The following is a 13149-nucleotide window of genomic DNA, read 5'->3' on the forward strand; positions in this document are numbered from 1 at the left end:
TTGCTTTGTAAAGTATTTTTTCTTAACAGAGCCATCTTTTTTTCTTACATGAATGGAAACTTCATTCCACCTAGTCCTTTTTTCTTACCTTTTTGCATTCCAGTCATCGTTTTCATCATTTTCTTCATATCATCGAATTGCTTGATTAGACGATTGATTTCTTGTACGGTTGTACCGCTACCTTTGGCAATGCGTTTTTTTCGACTAGCGTTAATTATTTCCGGTTGTTCACGTTCTAATTTAGTCATAGAACGAATAATTGCCTCAATATGCCCAATTTGCTTTTCATCAACTTGCGCATTTTTCAGCCCTTTAATTTTATTTGCACCAGGAAGCATCCCTAACAATTCGTCAAGTGGTCCAAGTTGACGCACTTGTCCAAGTTGTTCTAGGAAATCGTCAAGTGTAAACGAAAGCGTACGCATTTTTTGCTCAAGTTCTTTTGCTTTCTCTTCATCAACTGTAGCTTGCGCTTTTTCAATTAATGTTAAGACGTCGCCCATCCCTAAAATGCGGGATGCCATACGTTCTGGATGGAACGCTTCAATCGCATCTAGTTTTTCACCCATACCAGCAAATTTAATTGGTGTATTTGTTACAGCCTTAATAGATAATGCCGCACCACCGCGCGTATCACCATCTAGTTTCGTTAATACAACACCCGTTAACCCTAACTGATCATGGAAACTTTGTGCAACATTTACCGCGTCTTGTCCTGTCATCGCATCGACAACAAGGAAAATTTCATCCGGATTCGCAACTTCTTTCACTTTCGCTAATTCATCCATTAGTTCTTCATCAATATGCAGGCGACCTGCTGTATCGATTAAAACATAATCGTGATGATCTTCTTTTGCCTTTGCAATCGCTTGTTTCGCAATTTCAACAGGACTTACTTGATCTCCTAAAGAGAAAACAGGCATGTCCAATTGCTTCCCTAATGTTTCAAGCTGTTTAATCGCTGCTGGACGGTAAATATCCGCTGCAACAAGCATCGGTTTACGATTATGCTTTTTACGAAGCAAATTCGCAAGCTTACCTGTTGTCGTCGTTTTACCCGCACCTTGCAGACCAACCATCATTATAACAGTCGGTGGCTTATTAGCAACAGCAATTTTGCTTTGCTCTCCGCCCATAAGTTCTGTAAGTTCTTCCTGTACAACTTTAATTACTTGTTGTCCAGGTGTCAAACTTTTCATTACATCTTGTCCGACAGCACGCTCAGACACACGCTTTACAAAATCTTTTACTACTTTAAAGTTAACATCCGCTTCTAAAAGAGCTAGACGAACTTCTCTCATCATTTCTTTCACATCGGCTTCAGAAACTTTTCCTTTGCCGCGGATTTTTTGCATTGTCTGTTGAAGTCGGTCGGCTAATCCTTCAAATGCCATATTGCCGCCCTCCTAATCTAATTTTTCGATAGCTTCAACAACTTGTTTCATTTCTTCATTCACATGCTCTTCTTCGCTGATTAGCTGTTTTAGCTTTGCAACAAGTCGCTGTCGCTCTTGAAACTTTTGAAGTAATACTAATTTATCTTCATATTCTTCAAGCATCGCTTCAGTCCGTTTAATGTTATCATACACGGCTTGGCGACTTACATCAAATTCTTCCGCAATTTCACCAAGAGATAAATCATCTAGATAATAAAGCGACATATAACTTCTTTGTTTTTGCGTTAACAACGATTGATAAAAATCAAATAAATAGTTCATTCTCGTTGTTTTCTCGAGCATGTTGGATCATCCTTTGTTAAGTGATTTCCCTTTACATCAATTAGTTTACATGGAGTATAAAAGAGTGTCAAGTTTTTTTCTTAACATCACTTATTTTTTATAGAAAAAGAAGCGGTAATACCGCTTCTTTCATTTATACTTCTTCTGTTTCCACTAAATTTGCAAATAAACCATACACATATTGTTCTGGATCAAACTGCTGCAGATCATCCATTTGCTCTCCTAAGCCAACAAATTTCACCGGTACATCCATTTCGTTACGAATTGCTAATACGATACCACCTTTAGCAGTTCCATCTAACTTCGTTAAAACAATACCAGTAACATTCGTTGCTTCACGGAATGTTTTCGCTTGACTTAAACCGTTTTGACCTGTTGTTGCATCAATAACTAGTAACACTTCATGAGGAGCTCCTGGTACTTCACGCTCAATTACACGCTTCACTTTCTCTAACTCTTTCATTAAGTTCACCTTATTTTGCAAACGTCCTGCTGTATCACATAGTAATACATCTACTTTACGCGCTTTTGCAGCTTGTACAGCGTCATACATTACCGCTGCAGGGTCAGAACCAGACCCTTGTTTAATGACTTCTACACCAACGCGATCGCCCCATACTTCTAATTGTTCAATCGCGCCAGCACGGAACGTATCTCCTGCTGCCAATAGGACTGACTTACCTTCTGATTTAAATCTATGTGCCAGTTTACCAATTGTCGTCGTTTTCCCTACACCGTTAACACCTACAAATAAAACAACTGTTAATTGATCTTCTTGCATATTGATTTCATTACTAAAGTCGCTGTCACCTTTATAAATGCCAACTAACTTTTCCGAAATAACAGCTTGTACTTCTTTTGGGTCCTGAATATTTCGGCGCTGCACTTCTTCTTTCAACTGATCAATTAATTCCATTACAGTCGAAACCCCTACGTCTGCGCCGATTAAAATCTCTTCTAACTCTTCAAAGAAATCTTCATCCACTTTACGGTAACGATAGACTAAATCATTTACTTTATCCGCAAATGAATTTCTCGTTTTTTCCAATCCGTGTTTAAATTTCTCTGTTACTGTATCGGTTTGTTTTGAAATTTTTTCTTTAAGTTTTTTAAAAAAGCTCATGCTTCCCATCCTTCCTATTTACTCGCCACAAGTTCTTCCCCGTCATCTAAACGAACAGAAACAAGCTTAGATACACCTGATTCTTGCATCGTTACACCATACAATACATCAGACTCTTCCATTGTACCTTTCCTGTGTGTAATTACAATAAACTGCGTCTCATCACTAAATTTCTTTAAATATTGCGCAAAACGAGCAACATTCGCTTCGTCTAGAGCCGCTTCTACTTCGTCTAGTACACAGAATGGTACTGGGCGTACTTTTAAAATACCAAATAAAAGCGCTATTGCCGTTAAAGCACGTTCTCCACCTGACAGTAAACCTAAGTTCTGCAATTTCTTTCCTGGTGGTTGTGCAACAATATCAATACCAGTATTTAATATGTCTCCAGGATCCGTCATTACTAAATCCGCTCTACCGCCTCCGAATAATTCAGTAAATACAGATTGAAACTCCGTTCGAATCCCTTCAAAAGTAGTGGAAAAACGTTTTTTCATTTCTTCATCCATCTCAGTAATAAGTTGGTGCAATGTCGCTTTCGCTTCTTCTAAATCATCTCGTTGCTCTAGTAAGAACGTATGACGTTCCGCTACTCGCTCGTATTCATCAATTGCACCCAAGTTTACTGTACCTAACTCTTCTATGGATAGTTTTATTAATTTCACCTTTTTACGCGCATCTTCTGCAGGCATCATCATTGTATACTTCAGTTTTGCTGCTTCAAATGAAATCGTATATGTTTCACGTAAATGTTGCAATCTATTTTCCAACTCAACATCAAGTCGGTTAATTTTCACTTCTTGATCTTTCAACAACTCAAGAATATATTTATGCTTGCCTAACGTTTCCTTCACATTACGTTCTAAATGCTCCACTCTCTCTTGTAATGATACACGTTGTTCACGGCGAGAGCGAATTAATTCTGAAGTTTGATTACGATCATATGCTTTTTTCTCAATCATATTCGTAATTTGTTCTTCACCACTTGAATTAGATGTCATTTCTTGCTTTAAGAATGCTAAATCTTCTTTTGTTTTTACAAGTGTTGTATCAGTTTCTTCTTTTTCCTTCGTTAATCGTTCAACTTTTTCTTTTTGATTAGACAAACGTTGTTGTTGTTCAGCCGCTTGTACTTTCAGCTCAGTCATTTCCTTCTGAACTTTTTCTTTTGAAGAATGTTGCTCACTTTTTTGTTTCGTTAACGCGACGATTTTGCTATCTAATTCCGAAATCTCTGCTTGAAGAGTTGCTAAAATCTTTTCTAACTCTCCTTTACGTCCTTGCATTTTCACTTGATCTTGTAAAAATCCTTCTATCTCTAAGTCGTATATAGATAAGCGATCATTAATTCGATGTTCTTCTAATTCTAATTGATTAATTTCTTCTCTTAATTTTTGTTCATCTGCACGCTCAGTTTCTACACCTTGGCGTAGTTCGCGTATTTGTACTTCTTTTTCTTGAATCTCTTGCTTTACTGCTTTAACAAAGTTTTCTAGCTTCGTTGTTTTTTCTTCCATATCAGTGAGCTTTTTAGTCCATTCTTCAAGTTCACGCTGACGTCCTAATAAAGAAGATTTCGCCTGTTTTACAGCTCCACCAGTCATTGAACCCCCAGGATTCACTACGTCACCTTCAAGTGTTACAATACGATAGCGATATTGTAATTGTTTCGCTAATTCATTTGCACCGCGTAAATCTTTCGCAACAACAACTGTACCTAATAGGCTCGAAACGACATTCTCGTATTTATTATTGTACTGCACAAGTTCTGCCGCTACTCCTACAAACGATGGATGTTGATTCACAACACGTAACTGTTCAAATGATAACGATCTACTTTTAATAACAGCTTGCGGTAAAAACGTTGCACGTCCATGTTTATTCTGCTTTAAAAATGCAATTGCATTACGAGCATGTTCCTCTGTTTGTACAACGATATGCTGCATTGCTGCACCTAGAGCAATTTCCATTGCAACTTCATATTCTTTCGGTACCGTTAACAGTTCCGCAACAGCACCCTCGATACCTTGCAACCTATTTTCTCTAGCTTTCAATACTTCACGTACACCTTGGTAGAAACCAGAATAGTCCTCTTGCATCTCTTCTAGCATTTCTTTTCGTGAGCGCGCCTGTTGTACAAATTGATATGCTTGATACAGTTTTGTTTCATTTTCACTATACTGCGCCTTACATTTCCCGAGCGCCGCTTCTGTTTTCTGTATGTTCGAAATGATACCAGCTATTTTTTCTTTCACTTGTTCATAACTTTCAACAAGTTTCGTCTTTTTCGCTGTGATTTCCATACGCATTTCTACATATTTCGCATTCTCTTCATCAAGACGTTCATTTTTAGAGTTTTGCTGTTTAGACTGTTCTTCAATCATAGATAATTCATTACGCTGACTAGCTTGTTGATTTAAAAGTTCAATATAATCCCCTTTTAAATTCTCAATCTGTTCCTCTAAATTATCCGCAAAAGTTGCAAGCAGTTGTTCATTATCAAGCAAATTTCTCTCCAATTCTTTTACTTGATCTACAAATTGCATTAACACTTCTGTACTTGATTCAATTTCACCATCATAACTTTTAGCTTTTTCTGTCAATTCAACAATTAACTGTTCAAGTTGTGCACAATGCGTCGTAGCATTTTGCTTCCTCTCTTTTAACAGCTCACGTTGTCCTTCTAATTTTTCTAGCTCTTTGCTAGAAAGAAGAAGAACTTCTTGCAAGGAATCTACAGACTCATCTACCGCTTGTAATTGTCCACGTAACTCCTCAAGCTCTTCTTCACTTTTTTGTAAATGCGTTGACATTTTAGCTTCTTCGTTTTTATTATGCCCAAACTGACTTCGAAGCGCTTCCCATTTCTCATGCAATTCTTCAATTTCATGTACAATAAGCGCAGCTTCTACTTTCTCTAACTCTTCTTTTTTCTCGAGATAATCTTTCGCAATAGAAGCTTGTCTCTCTAACGGTTCTACTTGAATACTCAATTCATGAATAATATCTTGTACACGATTTAAGTTTTCTTGTGTATCCGCTAATTTCCCTTCAGCTTTCTTTTTGCGAAGTTTGTATTTCAGCACACCTGCCGCTTCTTCAAATACACCGCGACGTTCTTCTGATTTACTACTTAAAATCTCTTCCACTTTCCCCTGACTAATAATTGAAAAGGCTTCTCTTCCCATGCCAGAGTCCATAAATAAATCGATAATGTCTTTCAATCTACAAGATTGTTTATTTATATAAAAGTCACTATCACCTGAACGAGATACACGGCGCGTTACACTCACCTCGTTATATTCAATCGGTAAACGTTGATCTTCATTATTTAAAGTTAATGTTACTTCAGCTACATTAACCGCTCTCCTCGTTTCACTACCGGCAAAAATAACATCCTCCATCTTTGCACCACGTAATGATTTTGCAGATTGTTCACCAAGTACCCAGCGAATTGCATCAGTAATATTACTTTTCCCGCTCCCATTAGGCCCTACTACAGACGTAACACCTGGAACAAAATCGACAGATACACGCTCAGCAAAAGATTTAAATCCTGCTATTTCTAATCTTTTTAAAAACACGAAAGGTCTTCCTCCTATTCTCCGTTGTTATATACGTTGTCTGTACGAAACCAAGCTATAATACGGATTTACTTTCCTTTCATTTATCTACAAAAGAAAAGTTTCATTCTATGCATAAGGAATCCCCCTATTCAAAGGGGGATTCCTTATAGTTGTTCTTTTAATTTTTTCAATGCTTCTGCAGCAGCTTGTTGCTCTGCTTCTTTTTTCGACTTACCACTACCAAGACCTAACGCTACATTATTTAATGTAACACGTGACACAAATTCTCGATTATGGGCTGGTCCTTTTTCTTGCAAAATTTGATACTCAATGTTGCCACTACCATCACGCTGGATCAATTCTTGCAATTGACTCTTATAATCCATCACATGAGAAAAAGCACCTTCATTAATTTTCGGATACACAATTTCTTTTAAGAATCCCCAAACTGTTTCTAGCCCTTGATCAAGATAAAGGGCACCAATAAACGCTTCAAAGACATCCGCTAATAAAGCTGGTCGTTCACGTCCACCTGTCATTTCTTCACCTTTCCCTAATAAAACAAGGCTTCCAAATGACAGCTCATTTGCAAAACGAACAAGAGATGGCTCACATACAATAGCTGCACGTAGTTTTGTTAACTCTCCTTCGCTCATTGTCGGATATTTTTGAAACAGATACTGCGATACAGTAAGTTCCAATACTGCATCTCCAAGAAATTCGAGACGCTCATTGTCTTCATGCGGTTTTTTTCGATGCTCATTCACATACGATGAATGCGTAAATGCTTGAGTCAATAATTTTTCATCTGTAAACGTAATACCTATCTTTTCTTGAAACACTTTAAACGCTTCACGATATTTTGTTTCGTATTTTTTTTCTCTATATTTTCGGTACGGCATAGGTCCCTCCAGATATAAGCCGAGAAAGCCCCGCTAAATAACGGGACTTCACTTAAGCATTATAGATGACTCTCTATGTAAGTCACAGCATCGCCAACAGTAGCAATCTTTTCAGCATCTTCATCAGAAATTTCCATTTCGAATTCATCTTCTAATTGCATTACAAGTTCTACTACATCTAGGGAGTCTGCGCCTAAATCTTCTTTAAAGCTTGCAGCTGGTACTACTTCAGTTTCTTCTACACCTAAACGATCAACGATGATTTTTGTTACACGCTCTAAAACATCTGCCATTCCATTCACCTCCCCTCAAATATTATATTAAATATTGTCCAAAAAAACTAGATGAAATCGATTCTTTTATTACATTACCATTCCGCCATCAACATTTAACGTTTGTCCTGTAACATATTTGCTTTGATCCGAAGCAAAAAACGTTACAGCATTCGCGATATCTTGCGCTTCACCAAACTGTGCAGCCGGAATAACTTTTAACATTTCACCTTTTATATTTTCATCTAATACGTCCGTCATATCAGTTGCAATAAATCCAGGAGCAATTGCATTAACAGTTATATTTCGACTTGCTAATTCTTTTGCTGATGTTTTTGTTAATCCAATTACACCAGCTTTAGCAGCAACATAATTAGCCTGCCCTGGATTTCCTACAACACCAACAACAGAAGCAATATTTATTATTCTACCATGACGTTGGCGCATCATATAACGAGATACTGCTTTTGTACATAAGAATACACCTTTTAAGTTTGTATTAATAACTGTATCCCATTCTTCTTCTTTCATACGCATTAATAAATTATCTTTTGTTACGCCAGCGTTATTTACAAGAATATCGACTTGTCCAAATGTATCTACTGTTTGTTTCACCATATTTGTAACATCTTCAGCATTTGCAACATCTGCTCTTACCGCAATTGCATCTGAACCTAATTTCTTGATTTCATCTACTACTTCATTCGCCTTTTGTTCATTACCAGCATAATTTACTACTACATTTGCCCCTTGTTTCGCTAAATCGATTGCAATCGCGCGACCAATTCCACGTGAAGCACCAGTTACTAATGCTACTTTCCCTTTTAACATCAGTTTTCTCCTCTCAAATTTGAAATGGTATCTTTTAATGTCGCTTCATCATATATGGCATATGCTTTCACTGATGAATCAATCGACTTCATAAGCCCAGCAAGTACTTTTCCAGGTCCAATTTCAATAAATATATCCACACCTTGTTTCACCATAGTTTCAATAGATGGGTACCATAATACAGGTGAATACAGTTGTTCAATTAGCTTCTCTTGAATATCTGCACCACGTGTAATAACATCTGCTGTAACATTTGCTATAACAGGAATATTCGTATCCTGAATTGTAATTTCATCTAACACACTTTGAAACTTCTCAGCAGCTGGCTTCATAAGAGAGGAATGAAATGGTCCACTTACTTTAAGCGAAATTGCTCTTTTAGCACCATTTTCTTTCGCTCTTTGAGAAGCAAGTTCTACCCCTTGAATTGTTCCAGAAATTACAATTTGCTTCGTACTATTCATGTTTGCAATCTGTACTGCATACCCTTCACTTGTTACTTCTTCTGTAACTCGTTTCAGCATATCTGGATCAGCACCTAAAATAGCTGCCATTGCCCCTTCCCCACCAGGAACGGCTTCTTCCATATATTCGCCACGTTTTCTTACAGCATATACAGCATCTTCAAAAGTTATAGCACCAGCTGCCACAAGAGCGCTATATTCACCTAAACTATGTCCTGCTACAAAATCAGGTGTAATGTCATACTCTTTCAAAGCTGTCAAAATAGCAAAACTCGTTGTTAATAATGCAGGTTGTGCATTTGTCGTTAATGTAAGCTTTTCCTGCGGCCCTTCAAAAATCACCTCTGAAAGTGAATCGTGCAACACCTCATCTGCTTTCGCAAACACTTTCGCAACCTCGTTATTATTCTCCGCTAACTGTCTACCCATTCCAACTGCCTGTGAACCTTGGCCCGGAAAAAGAAATGCTATTTTTCCCATTTCAAATCCTCCTCTTATTGAAGCGGCTCCTTCTCCATTACACTTGAAATTGTAGGAATTACTTCTTTCGCTACCATTTCTCTCGTTTGACGAATCGCACTAAATATCGATTGGTCATTTGAAGAACCGTGAGCCTTAATGACAGGAGCTTTCAATCCAAACAATGCCGCTCCTCCATACTCCGAATAATCCATTTTATCTTTTAATACCATAAGTTTTGGTTTTAATACCGCTGCTGCTAATTTGCTCGTAAACGAACTCATTAATTGCTCTTTTAACATAGAGAATAGCGCAAGCGCGGTTCCTTCTAGTGATTTTAGAGCTACGTTCCCTGTAAAACCATCACACACAACAACATCTGCTACACCTTGCAATAAATCTCTTGATTCAACGTTTCCAACAAAATTAATTGGTGCATCTTTGAGCATAGCAAAGACCTGTTTTGAAAGCTCGTTTCCTTTTCCATCCTCTGTTCCAACATTTAAAAGTCCAACACGAGGGTTTTTAATTCCTCTTACCTTCTCTGCGTAAACAGAACCCATCACTGCATATTGATATAAATGAACTGGTTTTGCATCAACGTTTGCTCCAACATCTAACATAACAAAACCTTCTCCATCAACAGTTGGCATTGTCGGTGATAAAGCTGGTCGTTCAATTCCTTCCATACGACCGACAACAAATAATCCTGCTGCCATTAAAGCCCCTGTACTACCTGCTGATATACAAGCATCTGCAATACCATCTTTCACTTGCTGCGCTGCTAGTACCATTGAAGCTTGTTTTTTTCGACGAACCGCCCTTACTGGCTCATCTGTCGATTCAATTTTTTCGTCTGTATGAAGGATAGTAATTCGCTCTTCACTCGTTAAGTATTGACGGATTTCTGCTTCTTTCCCTACTAACGTAATATGTAAATCTGAATATTCCTTAATAGCTTTCATTGCTCCTAATACTACAGCCTTTGGAGCGTGATCTCCGCCCATTGCATCTATTGCGATTTTCATAAGTTGTTACCTTCCTCACTATTATTACTAGATCGATACATTTCAAAAGTGCCTGTAAAAACAAGTTCTTCTCCAACAAAGCTACGCACTTTGACAACCGTCCGTCCTTTATCATTCTCTACATCTTCAACGCGCGCTTTTGCAACTACACGTTCTCCTAATTTTACAGGACGAATGTATCGAATGGTAGACTTTGCAGTTAAAGCTAATTCTTCATCAATAACTGCAACAGCTAGTGAGTTTGCTTGCGCAAACAAATGATGCCCACGAGCAATTTGATTTCTTTTAAATACATGTTCTACCTTTACTTCAAAGATAGATATCGCATGTCTATCTAATTCTATATCGATAATTTCTCCGACAACCTCTTCTAACGGTAAAGATTTCACATCTTCTTCATGTTGTTTTGTAGCCACATGCTTAATTCGTTCTCTCAATTCAGGAATAGATAACTCCATACGATCCAGACGAACAGTCTGTATGCTCACTTGAAATTTTTCTGCTAAATCTTCATCCGTTATAAAAGGATTCGTTTCTATTGTTTGTTGTAATAATTCTTGTCTTTCTTTTTTACTTCTTCTCTTTTTCATACCGCACCATCCATTTTTATGACTAGGTACTAACAGTAGTATATAATCATTAAAAGTAGAATGCAACAAAAACTTTTGCAGACTACTTTTAATCGAGCTTCTCTCCCTGGAACACACCTGTTCCGTCAAGATAAGTACGCAACGAAGCATACTGATCATTATGCCAAAACGCTTCTGAATCAACTAGTATCGCCGCATCTTGTCTCGCTGTTTCTAACGCCCGATAATCATGTACCATATCAGCAACCTTAAATTCTGGTAGACCACTTTGCTTACTTCCAAAGAAATCCCCAGGACCTCGTAACTCTAAATCTTTTTCTGACAATACAAATCCATCATTTGTTTCAGTCATAATACGCATTCTTTCTTTTCCTGTTTCTGATTTCGGGTCTGCAATTAATAAGCAATATGATTGTTCACTACCACGCCCAACACGCCCCCTGAGCTGATGAAGCTGCGATAAACCGAAACGCTCCGCGTCATAAATAACCATAACAGTCGCATTTGGTACATTCACACCTACTTCAACAACTGTTGTCGAAACAAGAATTTGCACTTTATTTTCACTAAACTGTCCCATTATCTCTTCTTTTTCTTGAGATGATAGTCTCCCATGCATTAATCCAACTTGGCACTTACCTTGATAATGATGAGTCAGCATACTATGTAAATCGATAGCATTTTGTACATCAAGTTTCTCAGACTCTTCAATAAGAGGACAAATAACATATGCCTGTCTTCCTTTTTTTATCTCTTTCTCCACAAAGCCGAGAACACGGTCTAACATATCATGTTTTGCCCAATACGTTTCGATTACCTTTCTACCAGCTGGCATTTCATCGATAATAGAAACGTCCATCTCTCCAAATGCCGTAATAGCTAACGTTCGCGGAATTGGGGTTGCCGTCATAAACAATACATCTGGACTTTCACCTTTCTCACGTAAAACCCGGCGCTGCGCTACACCAAATCGATGCTGTTCATCGGTAATAACGAGACCTAACCTATGAAATATAACTTCATCTTGAATTAAAGCGTGCGTCCCAACAAGGATATCTACTTCTCCCTGCTCTAATCTCGCCAAAATTTCCCGACGTCTCGCACCCTTAACAGAACTCGTTAACAGTTCAACCGTCATACCGAAACGAGAAAACGTCTCCGCAAGCGACTGATAATGTTGTTCGGCTAAAATTTCTGTAGGAACCATTAAAGCACCTTGATAATGAGCTAATTTTGCGGCATAGAGACCAATCGCAGCAACAACTGTTTTCCCAGAACCAACGTCACCTTGCAACAGCCTGTTCATCCGATAAGGAGATGTCATATCCTTTAAAATTTCATCTACAACCCGGTGCTGTGCACCAGTTAACGGAAACGGAAGTGCATCGATAAATTCTTGTAATTCTGTTGACGGGATTTCCTTCTTCGTACCTTTTGAATTTTCTCTCTCCATTTTCCTTAGTGTTTGCATTTTTAGCTGAAATAAGAAAAACTCCTCATATACAAAACGGCGACGAGCTTGCTTTAAATCTTCTTGCCCTACCGGAAAATGCAACGCCCTGAGTGCTTCATAACGTGGTAATAATTTATACCGATTTAACAAACCATCTGGTAGCACTTCGACCATAGAATCTCCATACTCCTTTAGCGCTTGTGCAATAAAACGGCGCATCTGTTTTACTGTAAGCTTTCCTTTCACTGAATATACAGGCTCTACTTCTTGTTGACGAACAACCGATCCAAAATGAAGCTCTGATACAGCAATTGTTTGACGATGTTGATCCCATTTACCAGTAATCGTTACCGTTTCATCCAAATTTAACTTTTGCTTATAGTAAGGTCTATTAAAACATACAGCCGTAATTAAATAACGACCGACGAGAACACGAACTGTAAGACGTGATTTTTTCTTACCATAGTATTGTAGTAACGGAGCACTATGAACTTTCCCTTCAACTGTTACACGCTCATCATGCTTTACTTCAGCAAGATCTTTCATTGCATAATCTTCATAACGGTACGGAAAATGCTCTAATAGATGAGAAACTGTATAAATTCCCATCTCGTGTAGTAATTCAGATGTTTCTCCTCCGATTCCCTTTACATCTGTAACAGGAACTTGTACAACGTCATTCAAGATTCTCACACTCCGTCACATTATTTTCTTTGTTACAC

Annotated in this window: 11 protein-coding genes; all 11 read right to left on the reverse strand. The window is 38.0% G+C overall.

All coding sequences use genetic code 11. The annotated features are described in order from the left end of the window. Positions 1-44: 44 nt before the first annotated feature. The 11 genes from ffh to recG all read right to left on the reverse strand — a co-directional run bounded on the left by ffh (position 45) and on the right by recG (position 13111). Complete coding sequence (gene ffh, locus BTOYO_RS05410; RefSeq protein WP_000863463.1) at positions 45-1394, reverse strand: signal recognition particle protein; 1350 nt, start codon at positions 1392-1394, stop codon at positions 45-47. A gap of 12 nt (positions 1395-1406) precedes the next feature. Continuing rightward, on the reverse strand, positions 1407-1739 hold the full coding sequence (locus tag BTOYO_RS05415; RefSeq protein WP_000891061.1) for a putative DNA-binding protein: 333 nt from the start codon (positions 1737-1739) through the stop codon (positions 1407-1409). Between the two features lie 133 nt (positions 1740-1872). After that, complete coding sequence (gene ftsY, locus BTOYO_RS05420) at positions 1873-2862, reverse strand: signal recognition particle-docking protein FtsY (RefSeq protein WP_000007643.1); 990 nt, start codon at positions 2860-2862, stop codon at positions 1873-1875. A gap of 14 nt (positions 2863-2876) precedes the next feature. Further along, complete coding sequence (gene smc, locus BTOYO_RS05425) at positions 2877-6446, reverse strand: chromosome segregation protein SMC (protein WP_000479010.1); 3570 nt, start codon at positions 6444-6446, stop codon at positions 2877-2879. Between the two features lie 146 nt (positions 6447-6592). Next, on the reverse strand, positions 6593-7330 hold the full coding sequence (rncS, locus tag BTOYO_RS05430; protein ID WP_001146877.1) for a ribonuclease III: 738 nt from the start codon (positions 7328-7330) through the stop codon (positions 6593-6595). Positions 7331-7389: 59 nt separating this feature from the next. Next, on the reverse strand, positions 7390-7623 hold the full coding sequence (gene acpP / locus BTOYO_RS05435) for an acyl carrier protein (RefSeq protein ID WP_000786062.1): 234 nt from the start codon (positions 7621-7623) through the stop codon (positions 7390-7392). A gap of 69 nt (positions 7624-7692) precedes the next feature. Beyond that, positions 7693-8433 carry a 3-oxoacyl-[acyl-carrier-protein] reductase gene (gene fabG, locus BTOYO_RS05440; protein WP_000911780.1) on the reverse strand — a complete coding sequence of 247 codons (741 nt, stop codon included), beginning with the start codon at positions 8431-8433 and terminating at the stop codon, positions 7693-7695. Beyond that, positions 8433-9377 carry an ACP S-malonyltransferase gene (gene fabD / locus BTOYO_RS05445; protein WP_000515914.1) on the reverse strand — a complete coding sequence of 315 codons (945 nt, stop codon included), beginning with the start codon at positions 9375-9377 and terminating at the stop codon, positions 8433-8435. The genes fabG and fabD overlap by 1 nt, the downstream gene beginning before the upstream one ends. A 14-nt stretch (positions 9378-9391) precedes the next feature. Beyond that, entirely contained in the window at positions 9392-10384 is a 993-nt protein-coding gene (gene plsX / locus BTOYO_RS05450; RefSeq protein WP_000684090.1) for a phosphate acyltransferase PlsX, read from the reverse strand. After that, the gene (fapR, locus tag BTOYO_RS05455; protein WP_000747351.1) at positions 10381-10974 is read right to left on the reverse strand and encodes a transcription factor FapR; all 594 of its coding nucleotides are present in this window, start codon (positions 10972-10974) and stop codon (positions 10381-10383) included. The genes plsX and fapR overlap by 4 nt, the downstream gene beginning before the upstream one ends. Before the next feature lie 88 nt (positions 10975-11062). Continuing rightward, complete coding sequence (gene recG, locus BTOYO_RS05460; RefSeq protein ID WP_001000820.1) at positions 11063-13111, reverse strand: ATP-dependent DNA helicase RecG; 2049 nt, start codon at positions 13109-13111, stop codon at positions 11063-11065. Between the last annotated feature and the right edge of the window lie 38 nt (positions 13112-13149).

Source organism: Bacillus toyonensis BCT-7112, from assembly GCF_000496285.1.
In the GTDB taxonomy this organism is placed as follows: domain Bacteria; phylum Bacillota; class Bacilli; order Bacillales; family Bacillaceae_G; genus Bacillus_A; species Bacillus_A toyonensis.